Genomic DNA, 23,114 nt, shown 5'->3' on the forward strand with positions numbered 1-23,114 from the left:
TCATTACAAAGTAATTTTTAAATTTACTGTGGCAATCTGTCTAATAACAAGCAGGTTACTTCGTCGCTATTGCTTCTCGTATTGACTTTTCTATTTCAAAAAAGGATGCCGCTTCTATCCTTAACGCGTTTTTTTAAATTATTGAATAGTAACTTTAGCTCCATTATATAATTTGCCGTCAGCGGAAATAATATAGGATTCATTTGATGATAATCCCGACAATACTTCCACTTGGTCTCCATAGGTTCTTCCTATACGCAACCAGCGTAATAAGGCAGTGTTACTTTCACTAACGGTGTAAACACCATAAAGCTGACCTTTAGTAACTAGTGCTTCTTTTGATATTAAAACCATATCTGGTTTTTCTTGTTTTTCAATAGGGAATTGAACCGTTACAAACATGCCTGATAAAATAGAAGCATCTGTTTTTCCTAAAGATACTTTTGTGAGATATTGACCGCCTGTATTTTTAGCAGAGGTGCTAATTTCAGTAACCGTACCTTTTACAGTTTTGTCAATTGATTTTACAATGACATTTACTGAGGTACCCGATGTTATTTTTGAGATTTCACTTTCTGGTACCATAGCCATCACTTCAAAATGTCCTGGGACTTCCATAGAAACTAAAGGCATCCCAGGGTTTGCCATATCGCCATTTTTTATAAAGGTACCGGTAACAACACCATCAAAAGGCGCGCGAATATTAGCATAAGCGAATTGTGCATCGACTTCGTTTTTCATTTGTTTGGCACCTTCTAATCTGGCTTTAGCCATATTGTAATGAGCCGTCATGTCATCAAGTTCTTTTTGAGAGGCACTGTTTTCTGCAAACAAGTTTTTAAAGCGATTATAATCCTTCTCAGCATTAGTAAATGCAGCAGTCGCTTCAATAATACCTGCATTAACTTGCGATAGTTTTGCTTGTAAATCTGCGTTATTAATAGCGACTAATAACTGTCCTTTTTTTACGTTGTCACCAACATTGACAGGTATTTTGGTAACAAAACCCATCATACGTGTGCTTAAATTAGCGCTGTTAACAGCTTGAATGGTTCCGCTTGTAGTGATAAAAGGGTTGTTGTTATTTTCGTTTTCAGAACTTATAATTACCGAAATTGGCGTATTGTCTGCCATGGTTTTTTTCTCTTCACTACCACAACTAGTGGCAAAAAAGGTGAAGGCTAAAAAGGCTATTGTATATTTTGTTTTCATCTATATTAATTTTATTGTTTTAGAGGTTAGATGTAATTCGCTAATACATTTTTTGTCGATATCAACAGTATTGAGGAAGCTCATTTCATCTATATTAATTTTTTATGCTTTCGTTAAAAATTGTAAGTATGCTTGCGCATAGTTATATTCAAAAATGGTTTGGTAATATTCTAGTTGCTTTTGTGCAAATTGTGTTTCTACTATTAATAAATCTGATGTTTTTTCTAGACCTTCTTTAAATCGATTCGTCCGTATTCTTAGAGACTCATGAGATTGCTCCATAGCAAGTTTTGTGAGTTTTAATTTGTTTTGAGCATCAATAAGCATGCGCTTGGCTTTATTAAGTTCTAATTGACTTTGAGAAATATATTGTTCATATTGAAGCTTTGATTTTTCATATTCAGCTCTACTTTTTTGAGCTTTTCCAAAACGCTTAGTACCGTCTAAAATAGTCCAGCTCAATTGTGCGCCAACTAAGTAGCCGTTCGCATCGCCTTGAAATATCTGGTCGTCATATATTTCATAACTTCCAAAGGCATTTAAAGTAGGGAGGAATGTCATTTTATCTGCTTTATTCATGCTTTCATAAGCAGCAGCAGCCATTTGCATGGCTTTAATATCCGATCGGTCTTCAGAGACTTGAGACGCTGTGACTAAGTTAAGTTTAGTAATTGTTAAGCTATCTGATGGTTTTAATATGGCATTACTAAGATCGTTCATTAAAAATGATAGATAATTCGAAGCATTTTCAACATTACTTTTAGCCATTTGTAATTGATTTTTCACTTCAGTAACTCTAACCTCTACAGCCAATACATCGGCTTGTTGTAAATAGCCTTGTTTAAAACTGTTATCGGCTAATTCTTTGTTAGACTCGGCAGCTTTAAGTGCTTTTTCAATAACATCTAAGGCTTTATAAGCTAATTGAAGTTGCATGTAAGCCTTATCAACTTCAAACATCAAATAATCTTGAGTACGTTCCGTTTTTAAGTTCATGGCTTCCATTTTATTTTTAGCTGCTTTACGCTGATAAAAACCATCTACATTAATAAGTGGTTGCTTAACTTCAATGCGTGTTGAAAAGTTTTCGATGCGATCGGGATCATTTAATAAGGCAGGATTAAAATCGGCTGCAGTTAATACTTCTTGATTTAATTTAGATCCAAAGGCCATTAGCGGATTGGTTGTTGAAATACCCGTGTGTGAAATGGCAATATTTGGTAAAAAAACGGCATTGGTTTGCCTGAAATCTGCTTGAGCCTGATTAAAATCTTCTTGAGAAATTTTTATTGTCTGGTTGTCTTCTTTAACCCTGTTAAATACCTCCGTTTTAGATATTGTAACAATATCTTGTGCATTCAGTATAGAAACAAAGCCTAAAAAACTTAAAGTTAATGTGCTTATGGTGATTTTCATTTGTTTATATTGTTTGTTTTAGAGGTTATATGTAATTGGCATAAAAAATATCTTTGATTATCATTTAATTATATGATTATACACATGTTATAATTTAAATTTATTTAACAGTGCAAATGTATAGGTGTTCCTATAGTTATTTAGTAACCTTTGTTACTTAGAATTATAGAAATAGAGTTTTGTGTATACATAGTTCTACATCATCTTTATTTTTTTTAAACATTTTAAATTTCATATCTCAACAACCTCAAAGCATTAATTACGACTAATAAAGTTGAACCTTCATGACCCACTATGGCTGGTCCAATAGCTATTGTTCCTATGATAGTCATTGGAACTAAAATGGCTACCATTCCCAAACTGATAACTAAATTTTGTTTTATGATTTGTTTTGCTTTTCTGCTAAGACCGATTGCAAAAGGAAGATTACTAAGTTTGTCAGCCATTAGAGCAATATCCGCTGTCTCCAAAGCAACGTCTGAACCGGCCGCACCCATAGCAATACCGACTGTACTTTTTGCCATAGCAGGAGCATCATTTACACCGTCTCCAACCATTGCTACCTTTCCTAATTGTTGTTTTAATTGTTCTATGGCATTTACTTTATCTTCAGGTAATAAACTACCCATTGGGTCTGTAATTCCAATGTGCTTGGCGATTGCATTAGCTACTTTTTGATTATCACCAGTCAGCATAATCATACGTTTAATTCCCATTTTTTTCAAAGTAGCAAGGGTGGAAGCAGCTTCAGGGCGGGCAATATCCATCACAGAAACAATTCCTAGGTATTCATTATCTTTATGGATAATCATGGTAGTATGTCCTCCCGATTCGAGTTCTGCCATTTTTAAGTCAAGTTCTTCAGGAACCTTTTCTCCCGTCAATTCTTCAAAAAGTCTTCGATTACCAATATGGACTAAGCTACCCTTTAAATTAGCTTGAATACCCATTGCAGTTAATGATTTTAGGTTTTCAGCTTTAGGAACAGTGATGTCTAATAATTCTTTTTTCCCTCCTTCAACTATCGCGGCAGCCAATGGATGGTCACTCATCGCTTCCACAGCAACCGCAATTTTTAATAGTTGTGATTGGGTGGTGTTTCCAAATGGAATGGCATGAGTCAAGGTGGGTTTACCTTTGGTGAGCGTTCCTGTTTTGTCAAAAGCTATTGCCTTTAATCCACCTAAATCCTCAAGGGGACGCCCCCCTTTAATTAAAACACCATGGCGGGCGGCGCAAGAAATCCCGGCTAATACTGCACTTGGTGTAGAGATTGCCAATGCACAAGGTGACGCCCCTATTAGCACAGACATTGCTCTGTAAAAACTTTCTTGAAAGTTTTCATCAAAAACGACGAATACGAACAGTAATAAAACAACTAAAACTAAAACAGAAGGAACATAATATTTTTCAAACTTATCAGTGAGATGTTGTGTTGGTGATTTTTGTGTTTCAGCTTCTTTTACCAAGGTAATGAGTCGGGAAAGTGTACTATCCTTTGCTTCCTTTAATACTTTAATTTCCAGTACGCCACTGCCATTGATAGTGCCTGCAAAAACCCGGTGTTGTGGAAGAAGTTTATTAATCTCATTTTCATTTTGCCAATTGTGATTGGGTCTTTTATCTACAGGTATGCTTTCGCCAGTGATAGATGCTTGATTCACGGGGCTTGTTCCTTTTGTAACTGCACCATCTGCAGCAATTTTTGAATTTGGCTTTACCGTAATAATATCTCCTAATTTGAGCTGTTCAATATGTACTTCGGTCAATTCTCCATTTCGTTTAACCAAGGCCATAGGAGGGACTAAATCGTAAAGAGCGGTAATAGACTTCTTTGCCCGCTTCATGGCATAATGCTCGAGAGCATGTCCCAAACTAAACAAAAAAAGCAACAAAGCAGCTTCTCCCCATTTTCCTAGTATGGATGCGCCTACTGCTGCAAAAAGCATTAGAAAATCTATTTCAAATTTTCCCTTAATTAAATCTTTACCTGCTGTAATTAAAGTAAATACGCCTCCAAAAACACCTCCAATAATATAAAGAATGGTAGAGGCATTTTCTGGAGTACTATACATAAATGAAAAAATAACGCCTAATATCCAGAATACACCACTAATTATCGCAAAATAGAGTTCAGTGTTTTCTCCTAAAATTTGGAGAATGGAAGATATCTGTTTGCTGTGTTCTTGATTAACTTGCTCCTTGCCATTCTGTAAATGATTAATAATTAAACCTAATTTTTTAATCGATTCAATAATCTCAGATTGATTTGTCTTGTTCTCATCCCATTCCAATTGTACTAATCCTAAAGTTGAAACGGAAACATGATTAATACCTTTTTTTTTACACAAAATTTGCTCAATTTTTCGAGCTTTTCGAATATGTTTAATTTCACCTATTTCTAACTTTAGTTTATTCATTAGTATAGATAATTTAGGTATTTTTTAAATTTGTTTTTTGTTTTATTGTTGAATAACTACAAGATAAAGATTGAAGATGAAAATAAATATGATTTTTGTTAGCTATTAGGATGTACGCCTTTAAACAATTAATAGGATTTGTTTTAAAAAAAAGTAAAGCAAACTTAGAAATACCAAAGATTACTTCATTTAGAAATCAAATAAAAAAAAATATTCCAAATATGAAGGTTAATTTATTTTGAGGTGTTGCAATGTCTTCTAGTAATAATAACATTATTTTTATGTGGAACATGGATTTACCTCATCAAATGTAAATCGATAAAAAGATTTCCCTCACCACCAAAAAAAAACAGCCATAAAATGAAATAACAATAATGAATATTCTTGTCTAAATCATGATATTATAAAATTGAAACACTCCATTTTCTTATATCCTCGGCTTTAGTCTTCTGAAGAAGTATTTAAATCTTAAAACTCTTTATTAATATAAATATTACTTTTGTTGCAGAATTTTAGTATTTAATTATTTAAAAGAACCTATAAATTGCAAGCACATTTTTTATTTAAGAAAATTGTAACAAACACTGTTTCCTTTCTCATATAAAATTTATTACTTTTGCTCAAATTTTAAATAATAAAGACAAATGAAATTAATTAAGTTTTTAGGAGTTCTATTTTTAACAGCAATAGTATCTTCATGTAATAGTCAAGGTGTTTCAAAAAAATCATTAGAAACAGAAATTGATTCTGTTAGTTACGCAATAGGAATGGATGTTGCTAGAAATGTTGGAACATCATTCACAGAGTTTGACAACGATTTATTTATTCAAGGATACATGTCAGTTGTTGATTCATCAGATGTATTAATTGACAAAGAAGCTGTTCAAGAGATTATAAAAAGTTATATGACCAAAAAGCAGCAGGCAGATAGAGAAAAACAACAAGCAGAAGCTTTAGCAAAAGCTGAAGAGCAATTTAATGATAATAAAGTGGCTGGTGAGAAATTCTTAGAAGAAAATAAAACTAAAGAAGGTGTAAAAGTTACTGAAACCGGCTTACAGTATATCGTTATGAAAGAAGGTTCTGGAGAAAAACCTACAACAGCGTCGAAAGTAAAAGTTCATTATCATGGAACCTTAATCGATGGAACTGTATTTGATAGTTCTGTAGACAGAGGTACACCGGCTGAATTTGGAGTAACACAGGTAATTAAAGGTTGGACTGAAGGATTGCAATTAATGCCAGTTGGATCAAAATATAAATTCTTTATTCCACAAGAATTAGCTTATGGTGGGACTCCACGTCAAGGAGGACCAATAAAACCATTTACTGCTTTAGTATTTGAAGTTGAGCTTTTAGAAATAGTTAATTAAAATTATTTAAACATAAATTATAAATAAAAACAGGAAGTTTAGCTTCCTGTTTTTTTGTTTAAAGACCTTAGTTTCGGTTTTCGTACGCTGGTCTTTCAGGTTTTTTAAATGTATTATTGCTGTTAAGCAATTTTAAGACTTCTTCAATTCCAGCTTCAAGCTGAATATCTGTCCCATTTGCCAGTTTTTCAAAATCTTCAATAACTTCTATATCGGGATCTACACCATGTCCTTCTTTAAACCATTCACCGTTTGAATCATACATTCTAAAAGTTGGTATTGTTATGCGCCCGTTATCAACTAAGCTAGGCGCACCAGAAATACCAATTAAACCACCCCAAGTACGTGTTCCAATTAAAGGGCCCAAGCCTCTTTTTCTAAAATAATCAGGAAAGGCATCACCGCCAGAACCACTAAACCCATTAATAAGCATAATTTTTGGGCCAAAATTACCTGATGGTGGCCACGCCCAGTCTTTTCCGTCTCTTACCGCAAAGAAAGCCAATGGATCTCTATCTAATAATTCTACAAACCTGTCAGGAATTTGTCCTCCACTATTGAATCTTTCATCTATAATCAAACCTTCTTTGTTCATTTGTGCATAAAATTGTCTGATTAATTCATTTTGACCATCAATTCCTGTGCTACGTACATACACATATCCTATTTTACCCTTTGTTGCTTCATCCACTCTTTTTCTATTAGTTTCAATCCAGGCTAAATGGCGCAACCTTGTTTCGGAAGACATGGTTTTAATAATAATTTTTTTTGAATTAATTATTGACGGTGTATTGTTGACTGTTAACTGTACGGTAGCATCTCCTAATCCTTGTAGTGATGATGAAAAAGGTTTTGTGGTGTCAATAGGAAGACCATTTACTGCTAATATGTAATCTCCTTCATTTATGCTCACACCTGGTTTAGATAATGGAGAGTGCACTTCTGTGTCCCATGGAGCTCCAGAAATAATTTTTTTAATTTGATAGTAACTATTTTCTAAACTAATATCAGCACCTAAATACCCAACGTTCATTCTAGGTGCACGCTCAATATCACCACCGCCATTGTAGGTGTGAGAGGCATTTAATTCGGCAATTAAATCGCCAATAATAATGTTTACATCATTTCGAGAGTTAGCTTGGTCCACTAAATTACCATAACGGGTTCTCATCGTATTCCAGTCTACGCCATGCATGTTAGGATCATAGAAGTAATCTCGTTCAAATCGCCAAACATCATTAAAAATTTGCTTCCATTCTTCTTTAGGAACAACATTCATAATCATTTTATCAGTAGGAACGGTTTTGTCTATTTTTTGATCTGCTTTAATCTCTATAACGGCAAGTTTTTGTTCTTGAAACACTAATATTTTTTTTCCATTAGCCGAAACTTTATAATTAGAAACTTTGTTTATTATTGTTTTAACTTCCCGTTCTTTAAAATCATAATAATTTAATTTAGGTGATTCCTCTTCACTAGCCCCAGAATTTGGAAACCTTGTAAACAATAATTTGCCATCAACTGCTTGTAAATTGGTTACCCGACCTGCAGGTATATCCAATATTTCTACTCTATTTTCGAATCCGTTGATGTCTATAACTGTTTTGGCTATCTCTTTTTTAGCTTCTTTATCGGAATCTTTTTCTTTTTCTTCTTCTTTCTTCGAATCCCCTATCGCATCATTTTTAACTTCTAATAAAGACGCCTCTTTGGTATTTAAGGTTCCAACAGCAACCGTGGTAGAGTTTGGATAAATAAAGGTATTATCTAAATCTGAATAAACAGGATTAAACGTTCTACTAGTTGTAAAGAATAGATATTTACCATCGGTACTAAAAGTAGGATTACTATCACTATAGTATCCTGAAGTAAGCTGAGACACTTTTTTGTTTTGAACATTATAAAGGAATAGAGCTGATTTAGAACGATTATCTCTACTTCTAGAATACACAGCCCAATTACTGTCTGGAGACCAACTAACTTTAAAATTTTGTAAGTTTCCTTCAAACATATAATTTCCTTTATCAGCTTGAACAACATCTCCAGTATTAATATCAACACAATTAATATTCATTGCTTGATCAACATACATAATTTTTTTACTATCTGGCGACCAAAAAATGGAATAATTAAACCCGGTTTTAAAATTGGTTAGAGATTTTGATTTTTGAATACCTTTTACATCGTGTAAAACCAACTGGTATTCACCTGAAGCATCACTCCAATAGGCTAAATGTTTTCCATCTGGAGACCAAGAAGGTTCTCTTTCGGCTATTCCTGATGAAGCTGTTATGTCTGATACAAATCCTTCGCTAGCAGGTAAATTAAATAAGTCTCCTCTTGCTTCAACAATAACCCTGTTCCCGTCTGGGGAAAGCGTTGCACCATACATAAATGCGGCAACATTTTTTTGTTGAGAAATGAGATTTTTTTGATCTGAAATTATTTGAACATTAACTTCACTGCTTTTTTCAGTTTCCAAATTAAATAGATATAATTTGCCGCCAGCTTCAAAAATAATATCTGAAGTACTGCTTTCTGGATATGTAATATCATAATCAACAAAATGCGTCAATTGCGTATTGATTTTAGTTTCATTGTTATGTTTCCAAAGATTATTTCTTTTGTTGGGGCCGTTATCAGACATGTAGTATATCGTGTTTCCAACCCACATTGGTAATTCATCATTAGCGATATTATTGGTAATATTTTCACTTTTAAATGTTTTAAGATCAAAAACGGTAATGTCCGGAGCTGTGCCACCACGATATCGTTTCCAATTTCTATGTACTCTCGTTCTGTCTGTATAGGCTATTTTTTGTCCATCAGCAGAAAATGAAGCGTACTCTCCATATGGAACAGGTAATTTAGTAAGTGTTCCGTCTGTTATAGAAATTGTGTAAAACTGGCTATATCGTTGGCGTCCACTTTCCCGTGACGAAGCAAACAAAACAGAATTCCCATCTGGTGACCATCCTAAAACGCGATCCGGCATACCGTGATAAGTCAATCTTTTTGGGATTCCTCCATTCACTTCAATAACGAATACATCATCATTGCCTTGATAATTAGCTGTGTAAGCAATCATGTTTCCATCAGGAGAAAATCGAGGAAAACTTTCAGCACCTTCGGGAGAGCTTAGTCGATTTGCGACTCCTCCAGATTTCGGCATAATCCAAACATCATCGCCATAAACAAAAGTAATATGTGTATCTGAAACATCTGGATACTGCATTAATTTTCCACTTATTTGGGCGTGGATTGACCCCAAAAATAAAAAAGTAAGTAAAAAGGATAAATTTTTCATAAGATCTGCTTTGATTGATAAAAATTCAGTTTAACAAGTTACTATAAATCTTAAGAATAAAAGTTTCCTAATCAAATTATATTTTAATAAATCAATATGCTTTTTAGTTACAAATCTATAAGTACTATATTTGTATTTAATTTAAGATTAGAATGCATAAAGCAGGTTTTGTAAATATTATTGGGAATCCAAATGTAGGTAAATCTACACTTATGAATGCCTTTGTAGGTGAGAAATTATCTATCATCACATCTAAAGCCCAAACAACTAGGCATCGAATTTTGGGCATTGTAAATGGCGAGAATTTTCAAGTGGTTTTATCAGATACCCCAGGGATTATTAAGCCTGCATATGAGCTCCAGGAATCTATGATGGGTTTTGTGAAATCGGCCTTTGAGGATGCTGATGTGTTATTGTATATGGTTGAAATAGGGGAACAAGAGTTAAAGGATGAGGTTTTTTTTAATAAAATTACAAGTTCTAAAATACCAGTATTACTCCTTTTAAATAAAATAGACATTTCCAATCAAGACCAACTTGAAACACAGGTTCAATTATGGACGCAAAAGGTCCCTAATGCGGAAATTTTCCCAATGTCTGCATTACAAGGTTTTAATGTGAAGGAAGTCTTTAATAGAATTATTGAATTACTTCCAGAATCACCTGCGTTTTATCCGAAGGATCAGTTGACAGATAAACCCGAACGTTTTTTTATTAATGAAACCATACGAGAAAAAATTCTTATTCATTATAAAAAAGAAATTCCATATGCCGTAGAGGTAGATACAGAAGAATTTTTTGAAGAAGAAACTATTATTAGAATTCGCTCAGTCATTATGGTGGAGCGCGAAACTCAAAAGGGAATTATTATTGGTCATAAAGGAAGTGCTTTAAAACGTGTAGGAGTAGAGGCTAGAAAAGATCTTGAAAAATTCTTTGGAAAACAAATACATATTGAGTTGTATGTTAAGGTAAATAAAAATTGGCGTTCTAATGCAAACCAGCTAAAACGTTTCGGTTACAATCAGAAGTAAAAAAGAAAGAGAGCGTTAGTTTTCTAAAATACCGTTCATAAACTTTTGAAGTTCTAATATGTCACTTTTGCTAGAAACTTTACCAATGCTGCCGGCAAAATAAAGCACAAACCAAACGATTACCATAAAAATCATGAGGCTTACTTGTAACGAGTAACTAGAATTTAAACGCCAGTTAGTATATGCCCAAATACAAGAGGCAATAAATAAACCTGCAACCATAAAATGCAAAAACATAAAAAGCGTCCAAACGGTTGGACTTGGACCATATAACCCATGTAGAACACAAGAATTATGTGTTTCGTTATCAATTTCAAGGTGAAGCTGAGGTGACCAAAAATGCTGTTCTTGTTTTGGGAATTTTATAAAAACATGATTATCAATGAGGTTTACAATAAATTTTTTTTGTGATGTTTTAGCAATTTCAAAAGCTTTTAAAACAGTTTCATTATCACGTTCTATTTCTATTTTAAAACGTGGTCTTAATACAATGGTATTGGCGGTTGACATCTAGTTTGGTTTTAAGGATAGTAAAATACTATTTTTTCTTCAAAAAACTAAACAATTTAATAGTTGGTAAAAAAGACAATTACGTAGGGTATATTTTCTATTTTTGCAAAAAATTTAGCCAACCATGCTAAATAATTAAATCAGCCTTAGGCTGTTACAATTAACATAAACAACATGAGTAATATAGTTGCCATAGTAGGACGGCCAAATGTAGGGAAGTCAACATTTTTCAATCGATTGATACAACGCAGAGAAGCCATTGTAGATGCCGTAAGTGGCGTTACAAGAGATAGGCATTACGGAAAGAGTGATTGGAATGGTAAAGAGTTTTCGCTTATTGACACTGGTGGTTATGTTTTAGGAAGTGATGATGTTTTTGAGGCAGAGATTGATAAACAAGTAGAATTGGCTATTGATGAAGCTGATGCTATTATTTTTATGGTTGATGTAGAGACTGGTGTTACTGGTATGGATGAAGATGTTGCTAAGTTATTACGAAAGGTAAATAAGCCCGTATTTCTTGTTGTTAATAAAGTTGATAATGCGAAACGAGCTGAAGATGCTGTAGAATTTTACTCATTAGGATTGGGTGAATATTTTACTATTGCTAGTATAAATGGTAGCGGAACAGGTGATTTACTAGATGCTTTAGTTAAAGCCTTACCGGAAAAAGAGACTATTGTAGAAGATGAACTGCCAAGATTTGCTGTAGTTGGTCGCCCAAATGCAGGAAAATCATCGTTTATTAATGCGTTGATGGGTGTGGATAGATATATTGTTACCGATATCGCTGGAACAACTCGTGATTCTATTGACACAAAATATAATAGCTTCGGATTTGAGTTTAATTTGGTTGATACAGCTGGTATAAGACGTAAAGCAAAAGTTAAAGAAGATTTAGAGTTTTATTCTGTTATGCGAAGTGTGCGTGCTATTGAACATTCAGACGTGTGTTTAATCGTTTTAGATGCCAATCGTGGATTTGATGGACAGGTTCAGAATATATTTTGGTTGGCTGAGCGAAACCGAAAAGGGATTGTTATTTTAGTTAATAAATGGGATACGGTAGAAAAAGACCATAAATCTGTAAAAGATTATGAAAAAACGATAAGAAAACAAATGGAACCGTTTACAGATATCCCTATTGTTTTTATATCTGCACTCACAAAACAACGTATTTATAAAGCCATAGAAACGGCTGTTGAAGTATATAAAAATCGTTCTAAAAAGATAAAAACCAGTAAGCTTAATGAAATCTTACTGCCCATTATTGAAAACTATCCACCGCCTGCGTATAAAGCAAAGTATGTAAAAATAAAATATATCATGCAGTTGCCAACACCACAACCACAATTTGCCTTCTTTTGCAACTTACCGCAATATGTAAAAGAACCTTACAAACGCTTTCTCGAAAACAAGTTGCGTGAGCATTTTGATTTTCATGGGGTGCCTATTAGTGTGTATATGAGAAAGAAATAGGTTATTTGCTCTTTTTAAGAGCATTTTTTTTCTTGAAATCTAAATTTGGTTTTTTTTTGATAAATGTTAATGTTTTCATAAAACAAGTAATCACATTTAAACCTTTTAAAACCCAGAAGGTCAAACATTTTTAGCCTAGAACAACAACAAAATGAGAACGTATTTTTGTGGATTTATATTGATGTTATTTTTTATCAACTCTTTTGCTCAATCTAAACCCTTTAAAATTTCAGGCACTTTAATTTCCGAAGAAGATAAAATACCTCTAGAATCTGCAACTATATATCTTCAACAAGTTAATGATAGTACTTTAATTACTTATACCATTTCAGATAAGGACGGAAAATTTATATTAGAAAATAAAACACCATATAAAAAAGCGAATTTTTATGTTTCTTACATTGGGTATCAAACCTATTTTAAAGCTATTAGTTTAGATACAGAAACAATAGATTTAGGGAATATCATTCTTAAATCAAGTACAAATACATTAGACGAAATCATCATTACATCTGTTGCACCTATTATAATAAAAAGAGATACCATGGAATTTAATGTTAATTCTTTTAAAACTAAAAAAGATGCTAACGTTGAAGATTTATTAAAAGAGCTACCAGGGGTTGAAATTAGTGAAGAAGGAACCATTACAGTTAATGGAAAAGAAGTTAATAAGATATTGGTAAACGGCAAACCGTTTTTTGGTAGCGACCCAACTATCACGACTAGAAATTTAACCAAAGATATTGTTGAAAAAATCCAGGTTTTAGATACTAAAACAAAAGATCAAGCCTTTACGGGTGAAGAAGTAGATGGTGAAAATAAAACCATAAACCTAGTAATTAAGAAGGAAAATAATAAGGGTATTTTTGGTCGTGTGGCAGCTGGTGCTGGTACAGATAATCATTATGAATATGCAGGCATGTTTAATTATTTTGATAATGACCGGCGCATTAGTTTTTTAGCAGGCGGTAATGATATTAATTCTCCTGGGTTTAGTTTTGGAGAAATACGAAAAATGTTTGGTGGGGGTAATATTAACTTTAACGGACGATCTTTTGGTGGCGGACAAGGAATTACTGAATCTCAAAACTATGGTACAAACTATGCAGATAAGTTTGGCGAAAAATTTGATGTTGCTGCAAATTATTTTTATTCAGGAAGTAACTCAGAGAATAAAAGTACGAGTAATAGAGAGAATATTTTAGCAGATTCTAGATATTTTACAACATCTAATAGTAATAGTTTTAATGATAGTGATAGTCACAGCGCAAATTTTGAGTTTGATATAAAAGTTGATTCTACTTTATTGATAAATATAGAGCCTTCTTTTAGATATTCAAAAAGTAAAACGGTTTTTTCGGAAGATGAAACGTCGTCAGATGAATTAAATGTATTAATTAATCAATCTATGTTAGCATCAAGTGTTGAAACATTTGGTAAAAATTTTAACAATGATATTGATATAACAAAACGATTTGGTTCAAATGGGGCATTTTTGAGATTTAGTATAGAAAATGGAATAAATATTAGAGAAAGTGATGATTACTTAAACTCTGAAACCAATATTTTGGGAGATAATCCTGAAGATATTATTAGAGATCAATATACTGATGGTGAAAACAAGATTAATAGTTTTAATTCAAGAGTAACATATAGACTGCCATTAATTGGGAAAGAGTTCTTTTTAGAATTACAATATGATTATGACAGAAATAAACAAGAGGATAGAAAAAGCACATTTGATAAGGATGAAATCACAAATGAGTATTCTATTTTTAATACTGAATTGAGTACTGATTTTCAATATATAAATGAAAGGAGTACACCATCCATTGAACTTGAATATAAAAAAAAAGATTGGTCAGCTAGTTTTGAAACATCTTATGTATTTAGAATTTTAGAAAACAATGATAATCTTAGACCAGAATTTAGTATAAAACGCGATTTTGAAGCTATTGAATTAAGATCTAGATTTCGTTATAGATTTAGTCCTAAATCCTCGCTTAGGTTTGGTTATAGATTAAATAATAATCCGCCTCAACTATCCAATTTACAACCATTCAGAAATGTTTCAAATCCATTAAATACCGTTGTCGGTAATCCTAATTTAGAACCAGAGAATAGTCACCGTGTTTATATGCGTTTTAATGCTTTCGATTTTCAAAAAGGATCTGGGTTTTATGGGTATTTAAGTGCGAATTTTGACAATAATACCGTTGTTAGAAAAACGATAATTGATGAAAATTTAGTTAGAGAAACGACATTTGCAAATGTAAATGGGGCTTATCAATTAAATGGGTATTTGTCAGTAAATAAAAAAGTTAAAATAGATAGTTTAAGAACGGTTAGTTTTGATGCTGGAGTGGGCCCCAATATTACACGGTCTGTGAATTTTAATAATGGAATACAATATACTAGTACAAATACTTCAATATCTCCAAGACTTGGACTTCGTTTCGTTTGGAAAGATGTATTAGAATTTAATCCACGATACAATTTGTCTTTTACCAAAAATACATTTGATATTGAAAATATTGATAATCAAGAATTTATTAGCCATTCTCTTAATTTAAATTCAGCCACTTTTTTCCCAAAAGGATTCGAGTGGCGAAACGATATCCAGTTTAACTACAATCCTAATATTGCACCAGGTTTTCAAAAAAGCGCTTGGTTTTGGAATTCAACATTGGCCTATTCTGTGCTTAAAAACAATGGAAATATAACATTCAAAGTTTACGATTTATTGAACCAGAATACGAATGCAAGACGCATAGCAACTTCAAATTATATTGAAGATTCACAAAGTACTGTTTTAGAACAATATTTTATGCTAAGCTTTAGTTGGAAATTTAATAGTTTAGGAAAGGCAGGAGAAATAGGAAATGATAGAGAAAGGTTTCACAAACATTAAGAATGTTACTATTTTTTTTATTATTAAATTTAATGCATTATTTCGAAATTCACCACCATACCTAAAAGAACCATATATGCGCTTTCTTGAGAATAAATTAAGAGGGCATTTTGATTTTACTGGAGTTTCTATTAATGTATATATGCGTAAAAAGTAATAGGTTACTTTATTATTTTCTTTGTAATAATGGCGTTTTGATCCTGTAAAGAAATTATATAGACACCTGAAGATAGAAACGAAGTGTCCATAATATCAGTCTTTTTTGTTTTTAAAACGCATATTCCTAAACTATTGTAAATTTTTATTTCATCTACTTTTTTATTCAATCGGATATCATTAACGAAAGGATTAGGGTACAACTGAATATTACTTGGCATGCCAACTTTTTTTGTGTTTAAAGTTGAATTATCCATGGTTAACTCTCTAAGTTTCGAAGGGAAAGTTAAAGCGAAAGGTGACGTAATTGAGAGTTCTTCATTAGAGATATAAAGTTTGTCTGTTGAATTAATCGTCTCAATAAAGCAGATGCCTTCTACTTGATTTCCCAAAGGTAAAAAGTTATTCAATTTAATGGTATCGCTATTTGCAAAGACATCAAGGTTTGAAGGTGTACTTATATTTAAATTATAAATTTCAATTAAAAACGGTGTAATATTCGTAGCTATTGAATAACCTGAAAGATATATTTTATTAGTATCTACTAAATCGGCTCCTGTAACTAGGCCTTGCGAATTATAGCTGCTAACTTTAGCAGCGCTCTGCATTCCAATAGTTTTTGGAATGGCATATACATCCACCTCGTTATTAACCCAGTTTTTTGAAAAGATTAATAAATAATCATTATAAACCACAAAAGCTTCAGCATCCCAATTATTGTTTTGTGGACTTAAAGTAAAATCGGTTTGGTCGGCGTACGAATAATTAATAATGTCGGCGGTTATGCTAGTATTCAATTCAAAATCAGATTTTAAAACGCGATAAAATTTTAAATCAGTTCTGGTACCATTATTATTCCCAATATCGCCTATGTATATATAAGTATCATCTTGCGCAATATCTTCCCAGTCTGTATTGGTTGCATTAGTAATGGTCACTGTGCGCGTAATACTCCCGTTGATGGTGTTAATTTCATATAATTCGGCAGCATTTCCGCTGTCGTTATGTGTAATTAAAGTATTGTTATAAAAAATAAGACCAGATGTTTCTTTAACGGTTTCAGGTAAATTAAATTTATCTGAAGATGTTACAGATTGCGCATTTAAAACAAATCCAGTATAAAAGCTGATTAATAATAGTAGAATATATTTCATGGTTGGTTGTAATTTTCTTTCGGTGAAAGATAAGAAAAATACTTATAGAAAAACCTACCAACTACCACCAGCACCACCACCAGAGAATCCGCCACCGCCAAAGCCACCACCGAAGCCACCGCCACCAGAGCTTCCGCCCCAACCGCTGCCCGATGAACGACCTCCGAAGCTGCCTCTACCCATATTGCTTAGAATAATGGCATCCCAAATATCAAAACCACCATTTTTATTACCACCTCTTCCGTTTCCACCTCCACGTTTGTTTTTAGAAATGGAAATAATGATAATAATAAAAATAATGAAAAGTATAAATAGTAATTGCGGCGGAAAAGAAGGCGAATCAACCTTTCTGGTACCTTCATAAGCGCCGGTTAAAACTTGAAAAATAGTATCGACACCTCGATTCAATCCTTGATAGTAATCTCCTTTTTTGAATTCTGGAATAATTACGTTTCTAGTAATTTCTCCAACAATACCAGCCGTTAATCTGTCCTCAACACCATAACCTGGTGAAATCCATATTTTTCTATCATCTTCAGCCAATAAAATAAAAACACCATTATCTTCTTTAGCTTGTCCAATACCCCATTTTTGCGCCCATCTTGGCGTTAAAAGGCCAATATTTTCGCCTTTTGTTGTGCTTATTATAACGACAACGATTTGAGTAGAGGTCGTGTCTGAGTATTTAATAAGTTTGTTTTCGAGCGTAGACTTTTCTGAATTTTTTAAGAGCTTATTATAATCGTAGACGCTAGTTTGCTCTTCAGGAATTGGTGGAATATCAAATTGTGCAAACGTAGTGTTGAATGAAAAAAGCCCTATAAAAAAAGTTAGAAATAAGATGTTTAACTTTTTTGATAGTTCCATGTTTAAAACAGAGTTGAGCATGTTAGAATTAACCTTTAGAAATTTCATCTGATAGTTCGTTTACATCGCCTTTTTCCCATGGGAAATGTTTTTCTAATTCTTTACCAGCTTTTAAAACACCATCAATAAGTCCTTGTTTAAAATTGCCCGATTTAAAATGAGATTGCATAACATCTTTGGTGCTATCCCAAAAATCTTTTGGAACCACATCATTAATACCTTTATCTCCATAGATTACAAAGGTTTTATCTTTAACAGCAACATAAATAAGTACACCATTTTGTTCTTTGGTGTTATCCATCTTTAAATAATGAAATACTTCTAAGGCACGGTCGAAAGCATCTTTTTTTGTTGTTTTCTCAATGTGTACACGTATTTCGCCAGACGTATTTAATTCCGCTATTCTTATAGCTTCAATGATTTCCTCTTCTTCTTTTTTAGAAAGAAAACCTTCTACTTTAGACATAGTTTTTTAGTTAAAGTCAAATTCTACATCAACTGGTCTTTCTGCTCCAGCTTCTGCATCAAAATATGGTTTATCATCAAAATTAAAAAGCCCTGCTAAAACGGAATTAGGGAAGGTTTTTACATGATTGTTATAAGGCTTAATCGCTTCGTTATATCTTGTTCTAGCTGTTTGAATCGTGTTTTCTGTGCTTGTTAATTCGTCTTGGAGCTTTAAGAAATTTTGATTGGCTTTTAATTCCGGATAACGTTCTACAGTTACCAACAATCTTGAAAGCGCACTACTTAAACCACCTTGTGCTTCGTTAAATTGTTTTAATTGCTCTGGAGTAATATTAGCGGGGTCTATTGTAGTTTGTGTTGCTTTAGAACGTGCTTCAATAACATCGGTTAATGTATTACGTTCGAAATCTGCAGCACCTTTTACAGTGTTTACTAAATTCCCGATCAGGTCATTTCTGCGCTGGTATGAGGTTTGTACATTTCCCCAAGCTTCACTTACATTTTCATTTAACCTAACGGCATTATTATTAAATCCAACAGCCCATTTGTATATTCCAAAAATTACAACAACTATTATAATTACTGGGATCAACCATTTTTTCATGTGTTTAAAGTTTTAGTGTTAACGTTTTTATTACCTGCGATTATATTATTAGTTGAAAAAGCTAAAGAAATGTTACATCTGATTTTTTATTTTAACCAGTTTATTCTTAATATCTTCTAATTTACTAATAATTTCAAATTTATTAAGTGTTTTTTGCTTTTCTTCTTTAAGATGTGTTTTTGCACCTTCAAGAGTGAAACCTCTTTCTTTTACTAAATGATAAATAAGCTTTAGATTTTTAATATCTTCTGCAGTGAATTTTCTGTTCCCTTTGGCATTCTTTTTTGGTTTTAGTACATCAAACTCTTTTTCCCAAAATCGGATAAGTGATGCATTTACACCAAAAGCTTTCGCTACTTCTCCAATGCCATAATATCGCTTTTCAGGTAAGTCTATATGCATTAGTCTAATGATTGATTTTCTAGTGACGCATGTTCTAGAAGCTTATTAAATTCTTCAGCCGTTAAACTTCCGTAGTAGAAGTTAATAGGATTAATTTTTTGTCCATCTTTATAAATTTCATAATGGCAATGAGGTGCTTGAGAACGACCAGTGCTTCCTACAAACCCAATTAAATCACCTCGTTTAACTTTCTGATTTTTCTTAACGTTATATTTGTATAAATGCGCGTACAAACTAACATATCCATACCCATGATCAATTCTTATGTGTTTGCCATACCCTGTTGCGCCAGCATCTGCTCTCACAATAACGCCATCACCAGTAGCGTATATAGGTGTTCCTCTTGGTGCTGTAAAGTCCATTCCCCAATGCATTTTTCTAACTTTGGTAAACGGATCTGAACGCATGCCGTAACCAGAAGCCATACGTTTTAAATCTTCATTTTTTACGGGTTGAATCGCTGGTATTGAAGCCAAAAGTTTTTCTTTTTCCTCAGCAAGTTTAGCAATTTCATCAAGTGATTTAGACTGAACTACTATTTGCTTTTGTAAAATGTCTATACGTTTATTAGATTCAATAATGAGTTTTGAATTATCAAAACCTTCAAAACTTTTGTATCTGTTTATACCTCCAAACCCTGCTTTTCTCTGCTCGTCTGGTATTGGGTTTGCTTCAAAATAAACTCGATAAATATTATTATCTCTATCTTCTAATTGCGCTAAAACAGTTTCTGCTTCTTGCATTTTTTTATTGAGTAATTGAAACTGAAGTTGAGCGTTTTGCAATTCTCTTTTTAAAGCTCTTTCTTTAGGAGATTCAACGTACTGGCTAGCAATGAAAACAAAAAGAAAACCAAAAAGAGCAGAACCTAATAAAAACATGAATGCATATTTTACCGTAGTCCTTTTTTGGCGGACTATTTTTCGGTAAGAAAGCGATTCAGAATCGTAATAATATTTTACCTTACTCATTACTTAAATTATACTATTTTTGCATTTTAATATCACGCAATTTATTATTAAATTTTATAAGCAAACGATTAAACCTACAAAAATATTATTATAATACCATTATGCCAGTATAATTGTAGCTTTGTCTCTCCAAAATAAATTTTTAAAAATGAAGAGTAAAGATAAAGATTGTTTTGCAATTAATATAATTTAACAACATAGTAACCATTTTATATCAATGAAATCTCAAGATATTCGTTCTAAATTTTTAAAGTTTTTTGAAGATAAAAAGCATCGTATAGTACCATCTGCGCCTATGGTTTTAAAAGATGATCCAACCTTAATGTTTGTTAATTCAGGAATGGCACCTTTTAAAGAGTATTTCTTAGGAAATGCCAAGCCAAAAAGTAACAGAATTGCAGATTCTCAAAAATGTTTACGTGTTTCAGGAAAACATAACGATTTAGAAGAAGTTGGTTATGATACCTATCATCATACACTTTTTGAAATGCTTGGTAACTGGAGTTTTGGTGATTATTTTAAAAAAGAGGCAATCGCTTGGTCTTGGGAACTTTTGACTGAGGTTTTCAGTATAAATAAAGACATTCTTTATGTCTCTGTTTTTGAAGGCGATGAGGCCGATGGTATTCCATTGGATCAAGAAGCATACGATTTATGGAAAGTATTAATATCTGAAGATCGTATCCTTATGGGAAATAAAAAGGATAACTTCTGGGAAATGGGAGATCAAGGTCCTTGTGGCCCTTGTAGCGAAATTCATGTTGATATTCGTTCTGATGAAGAAAAAGCAAAAATACCAGGAAAAGATTTAGTAAATAAAGATCATCCTCAAGTAGTAGAGATATGGAATTTGGTGTTTATGCAATACAATCGTAAAGCTAATGGTTGTTTAGAACCGTTGCCAAATAAGCATATTGATACAGGTATGGGTTTTGAACGTTTGTGTATGGTATTACAAGGCGTACAATCTAATTATGATACTGATGTGTTTACACCAATAATTAGAGAGGTTGAAACCATTACTGATAAAGCCTATGGTAAAGATGAAAAGGTAGATGTGGCTATTCGCGTGATTTCAGACCATGTTCGAGCTGTAGCATTTTCAATAGCAGACGGTCAGTTGCCCAGCAATACAGGTGCGGGTTATGTAATTAGAAGAATTCTACGTAGGGCTATTCGTTATAGTTTTACGTTTTTAGACCAAAAGGAACCTTTTATTTATCGTTTAGTTGATATCTTAAGTAAAAAAATGGGCTCAGCGTTTCCCGAATTAAAAGTACAAAAACACCTCATTGAAAATGTGATTAGAGAGGAAGAACACTCTTTTTTAAGAACCTTAGATCAAGGTTTAGTCTTATTAAATCGTATTGTTGAAGAGACAAAAGGCGATACTGTTTCAGGAGAAAAAGCATTCGAATTATATGACACTTATGGGTTTCCCATAGATTTAACGGCTCTTATTTTAAGTGAAAAGGGTTTGAAATTAGACGAAAAGCGTTTTGAAGCAGAACTTCAAAAGCAAAAAAATCGGTCAAGAGCTGCAAGTGAAACATCAACTGAAGACTGGACGGTTTTACTTGAAGATGCCGAACAAGAATTTATTGGATATGATGCGTTACAAGCAGATGTAAAACTTACGAGATATAGAAAAGTAACTTCAAAGAAAGACGGTGATGTCTATCAATTGGTGTTCAATTTAACACCATTTTATCCAGAAGGTGGCGGACAAGTTGGTGATAAAGGGTATTTAGAGGATATTCATGGTGAGGTGGTATATATTGTTGATACTAAAAAGGAAAATAATGTGATTATTCATTTTGCTAAAAGTTTACCCAATCATATCAGCGAAAACTTTAAAGCGGTTGTAGATGCAAAACAGCGATATAGAACAGAGTGCAATCATACAGCAACGCATTTATTACATCAGGCATTACGCGAAATTTTAGGAACTCATGTAGAACAAAAGGGAAGTGCTGTTCACTCAAAACATTTACGATTTGATTTTTCACATTTCTCAAAATTAACGGTTGAAGAATTACGTGACGTTGAAAACTTTGTAAACTCAAGAATTGAAGGTAAATTACCCTTAATCGAAAAGCGAAATATCTCAAAGGAAGATGCTATTGCAGAAGGTGCTATGAGCTTGTTTGGCGAGAAATATGGTGATACGGTTAGGGCTATTCGTTTTGGTCAATCTATTGAGCTATGTGGAGGTACACACGTTAAAAACACCGCCGATATCTGGCATTTTAAGATTGTGTCCGAAGGAGCTGTAGCCTCTGGGATTCGTCGTATTGAAGCGATTACTAACGACGCCGTTAAAGATTTTTATTTTGAAAATAACCGTGCTTATTTTGAAATAAAAAGTTTGCTTAATAATGCTAAAGAACCTGTTAAAGCACTTCAACATTTACAAGAAGAAAATACAAGTCTGAAAAAACAGATTGAAAGTTTACTAAAGGACAAAGCCAAAAACATAAAAAGTGAACTTAAAAGTGAATTAACCGAAATAAATGGTATTCAGTTTTTAGCAAAGAAACTCGATTTAGATACTTCAGGAATGAAGGATTTATGTTTCGAATTAGGAAGTGAATTAAAAAATTTATTCTTACTTTTTGCTTCAGAAAATGACGGAAAAGCGTTACTCACCTGTTATATATCAAAAGAATTAGTAGCAGAAAAAAATCTAAATGCGGGTTTGGTAGTTAGGGAACTAGGTAAATTTATTCAAGGTGGCGGCGGCGGACAACCATTTTTTGCAACGGCAGGTGGTAAAAAACCTGAAGGAATTAATGATGCCTTAGAAAAAGCAAAAGATTATATATTATAA

17 protein-coding genes are annotated in these 23,114 nt (G+C 32.9%); 6 read left to right on the top strand and 11 right to left on the bottom strand.

Going from position 1 to position 23,114, the window contains the following annotated elements; all coding sequences use genetic code 11:
- Window positions 1–138: 138 nt before the first annotated feature.
- The 3 genes from AC15TD_RS12645 to AC15TD_RS12655 all read right to left on the bottom strand — a co-directional run bounded on the left by AC15TD_RS12645 (window position 139) and on the right by AC15TD_RS12655 (window position 5,048).
- Window positions 139–1,212: an efflux RND transporter periplasmic adaptor subunit gene (locus tag AC15TD_RS12645; protein WP_484452516.1), complete on the bottom strand. Its 1,074-nt coding sequence runs from the start codon at window positions 1,210–1,212 to the stop codon at window positions 139–141.
- Between the two features lie 102 nt (window positions 1,213–1,314).
- Complete coding sequence (locus AC15TD_RS12650; protein ID WP_484452517.1) at window positions 1,315–2,628, bottom strand: TolC family protein; 1,314 nt, start codon at window positions 2,626–2,628, stop codon at window positions 1,315–1,317.
- 224 nt (window positions 2,629–2,852) lie between these two features.
- Window positions 2,853–5,048, bottom strand: coding sequence for a heavy metal translocating P-type ATPase (locus AC15TD_RS12655; protein WP_484452518.1), 2,196 nt, complete (start codon window positions 5,046–5,048; stop codon window positions 2,853–2,855).
- A 644-nt stretch (window positions 5,049–5,692) separates the two neighbouring features.
- Between AC15TD_RS12655 and bamJ the strand changes: the two genes are divergently transcribed.
- Window positions 5,693–6,421 carry a BamJ family beta-barrel-assembly machinery protein gene (gene bamJ, locus AC15TD_RS12660; protein ID WP_484452519.1) on the top strand — a complete coding sequence of 243 codons (729 nt, stop codon included), beginning with the start codon at window positions 5,693–5,695 and terminating at the stop codon, window positions 6,419–6,421.
- A 67-nt stretch (window positions 6,422–6,488) separates the two neighbouring features.
- Here bamJ and AC15TD_RS12665 read toward each other — a convergent pair whose 3' ends face one another.
- Window positions 6,489–9,728, bottom strand: a complete 3,240-nt coding sequence (locus tag AC15TD_RS12665; protein ID WP_484452520.1) for a S41 family peptidase — start codon at window positions 9,726–9,728, stop codon at window positions 6,489–6,491.
- A gap of 152 nt (window positions 9,729–9,880) precedes the next feature.
- Between AC15TD_RS12665 and era the strand changes: the two genes are divergently transcribed.
- Window positions 9,881–10,762 carry a GTPase Era gene (era, locus tag AC15TD_RS12670; protein WP_484452521.1) on the top strand — a complete coding sequence of 294 codons (882 nt, stop codon included), beginning with the start codon at window positions 9,881–9,883 and terminating at the stop codon, window positions 10,760–10,762.
- A 15-nt stretch (window positions 10,763–10,777) separates the two neighbouring features.
- Here the strand turns inward: era and AC15TD_RS12675 are convergent, their stop codons facing one another.
- Window positions 10,778–11,272 carry a GTP-binding protein gene (locus AC15TD_RS12675; RefSeq protein ID WP_484452522.1) on the bottom strand — a complete coding sequence of 165 codons (495 nt, stop codon included), beginning with the start codon at window positions 11,270–11,272 and terminating at the stop codon, window positions 10,778–10,780.
- Window positions 11,273–11,446: 174 nt separating this feature from the next.
- On the opposite strand from AC15TD_RS12675, the gene der reads away from it, so the two are divergent.
- The 3 genes from der (at window position 11,447) to AC15TD_RS12690 (ending at window position 15,819) form a co-directional block, all read left to right on the top strand.
- The gene (gene der, locus AC15TD_RS12680; protein WP_484452523.1) at window positions 11,447–12,751 is read left to right on the top strand and encodes a ribosome biogenesis GTPase Der; all 1,305 of its coding nucleotides are present in this window, start codon (window positions 11,447–11,449) and stop codon (window positions 12,749–12,751) included.
- Between the two features lie 151 nt (window positions 12,752–12,902).
- Window positions 12,903–15,662 carry an outer membrane beta-barrel protein gene (locus tag AC15TD_RS12685; RefSeq protein ID WP_484452524.1) on the top strand — a complete coding sequence of 920 codons (2,760 nt, stop codon included), beginning with the start codon at window positions 12,903–12,905 and terminating at the stop codon, window positions 15,660–15,662.
- Entirely contained in the window at window positions 15,634–15,819 is a 186-nt protein-coding gene (locus AC15TD_RS12690; RefSeq protein WP_484452525.1) for a hypothetical protein, read from the top strand. The genes AC15TD_RS12685 and AC15TD_RS12690 overlap by 29 nt, the downstream gene beginning before the upstream one ends.
- A 4-nt stretch (window positions 15,820–15,823) precedes the next feature.
- On the opposite strand, the gene AC15TD_RS12695 is transcribed toward AC15TD_RS12690, so the two are convergent.
- The 6 genes from AC15TD_RS12695 to AC15TD_RS12720 form a co-directional block, all read right to left on the bottom strand.
- Window positions 15,824–16,972 (bottom strand): T9SS type A sorting domain-containing protein, encoded by a 1,149-nt coding sequence (locus AC15TD_RS12695; protein WP_484452526.1) that lies wholly within the window; start codon window positions 16,970–16,972, stop codon window positions 15,824–15,826.
- A 54-nt stretch (window positions 16,973–17,026) separates the two neighbouring features.
- Window positions 17,027–17,839 (bottom strand): TPM domain-containing protein, encoded by an 813-nt coding sequence (locus tag AC15TD_RS12700; RefSeq protein ID WP_484452527.1) that lies wholly within the window; start codon window positions 17,837–17,839, stop codon window positions 17,027–17,029.
- Window positions 17,840–17,867: 28 nt separating this feature from the next.
- Window positions 17,868–18,305, bottom strand: a complete 438-nt coding sequence (locus AC15TD_RS12705; RefSeq protein WP_484452528.1) for a TPM domain-containing protein — start codon at window positions 18,303–18,305, stop codon at window positions 17,868–17,870.
- Between the two features lie 6 nt (window positions 18,306–18,311).
- Complete coding sequence (locus AC15TD_RS12710; protein WP_484452529.1) at window positions 18,312–18,911, bottom strand: LemA family protein; 600 nt, start codon at window positions 18,909–18,911, stop codon at window positions 18,312–18,314.
- Window positions 18,912–18,983: 72 nt separating this feature from the next.
- The gene (locus AC15TD_RS12715) at window positions 18,984–19,313 is read right to left on the bottom strand and encodes a MerR family transcriptional regulator (protein WP_484452530.1); all 330 of its coding nucleotides are present in this window, start codon (window positions 19,311–19,313) and stop codon (window positions 18,984–18,986) included.
- A complete protein-coding gene (locus AC15TD_RS12720; RefSeq protein WP_484452531.1) occupies window positions 19,313–20,284 on the bottom strand; it encodes a M23 family metallopeptidase in 972 nt (323 codons plus the stop codon). The genes AC15TD_RS12715 and AC15TD_RS12720 overlap by 1 nt, the downstream gene beginning before the upstream one ends.
- A gap of 217 nt (window positions 20,285–20,501) precedes the next feature.
- Between AC15TD_RS12720 and alaS the strand changes: the two genes are divergently transcribed.
- Entirely contained in the window at window positions 20,502–23,114 is a 2,613-nt protein-coding gene (gene alaS, locus AC15TD_RS12725) for an alanine--tRNA ligase (RefSeq protein WP_484452532.1), read from the top strand.

Source organism: Yeosuana sp. (genome assembly GCF_057126245.1).